1 protein-coding gene is annotated in these 1,148 nt (G+C 71.7%); it reads right to left on the bottom strand.

Translation table 11 applies throughout. The annotated features are described in order from the left end of the window. A partial coding sequence (locus D7X55_RS39560; RefSeq protein ID WP_199747351.1) for a DNA translocase FtsK 4TM domain-containing protein occupies nt 1-1,101 on the bottom strand: 1,101 nt, incomplete at its 3' end. Nucleotides 1,102-1,148: the final 47 nt, after the last annotated feature.

Raw genomic sequence — 1,148 nt, 5'->3', positions numbered from 1 at the left:
GCGCGGGGGCTCGCCAGCGTCCACGCCGGCGGGCAGCTGCGGCTGGGGCGCGAGGAAGGACGCGGCCCAGGCGGGGTCGGCGCCCGGAGAACGGCGCTCGGCGCGCTCGGGCGGCAGCGAGGACTGCTCGCCGGAGGCGTCGTCGTGCTCCTCGTCCTCGGACGGCTCCTCGCGGGCGAGCTTCTTCTCCAGCTTCTCGCGGTCCTTCTGCTCCTTGAGCGCCTTCTTCGCGTTGGCGAGCTGCTCCTTCTCGTTCTGCCGGGCCAGGCGCACGGCCTCCTCGGCCAGGGCCTCGGCCTCGGCGGCCTCGGCTTCGGCGGCCAGGCGCTCGGCCTCGGACAGCTCCTCCTCCTCTGCCTCCAGCTCCGCGAGGAACGCGGCCTCCTCTTCCTTCTCCTGCGCGAGCCGCTCCTGGCGGGCCGCGTAGTTGACCTTCTGCTGCTCCCAGAAGACGTGCGCGGACTCGGAGAGGCGGCGGCCCAGGACGGTGAGGCCGGCCCACACCAGCGAGCACAGCTTGAAGAACGTGTACTGGGTGCCCACGATGAGCGCCGCCGCGCTGATGGCGGTGACGAGGATGATGGTGCCGACGGTGGAGAACATCCCCTCCATCAGGCCGCCCAGGCTCGCGCCCAGCGCGCCGCCGGGCGGGTGGGCCCAGCCCTTGTCCTTGGCAAACATCAGCTGCGCGAGCACGGACACGCTGCAGGTGAGCAGCGCCAGGGAGATGATTTGAGGCATGCGGCGCCGGTCGCGGCTGCCCACGAAGAGCACCACGGCGGTGTAGATGCCGCCCACGGGGATGAGGTAGGCGCACACGCCCAGCGCGCCGCGCAGGGTCTCCGCGATGAGGTGCCCCATGGGACCCACCGCGTTGTGGAAGCCGGGGCCCACCCGGTCATGCGCGTCGAACGTGGCGACCGCCAGCAAGGCCAGCAACGAGGCGGCCAGGATGAAGACGCCCACGAGCGCCCGCTTGGCGGGACTGGCCGCGCCCGGCGCCTTCATCTTCTTGTTGTTGAGCGCCTTGCGGCGCGTCGCGATCTCCTGCCGGGAGAGCACCGCCTTCTCGCCCCGGCCACCCTTCTTTGCCGCTGTCATGGACCCCTGTTCCCTCTGCCCGATTCCAGCCGCGTAGCGAGCTGTAG

The sequence above is a fragment of the Corallococcus sp. AB049A genome, from assembly GCF_003668885.1.
In the GTDB taxonomy this organism is placed as follows: domain Bacteria; phylum Myxococcota; class Myxococcia; order Myxococcales; family Myxococcaceae; genus Corallococcus; species Corallococcus interemptor.
Note: the sequence above shows the minus strand (reverse complement) of the source record. Positions and strands in the feature narration are given on the sequence as shown.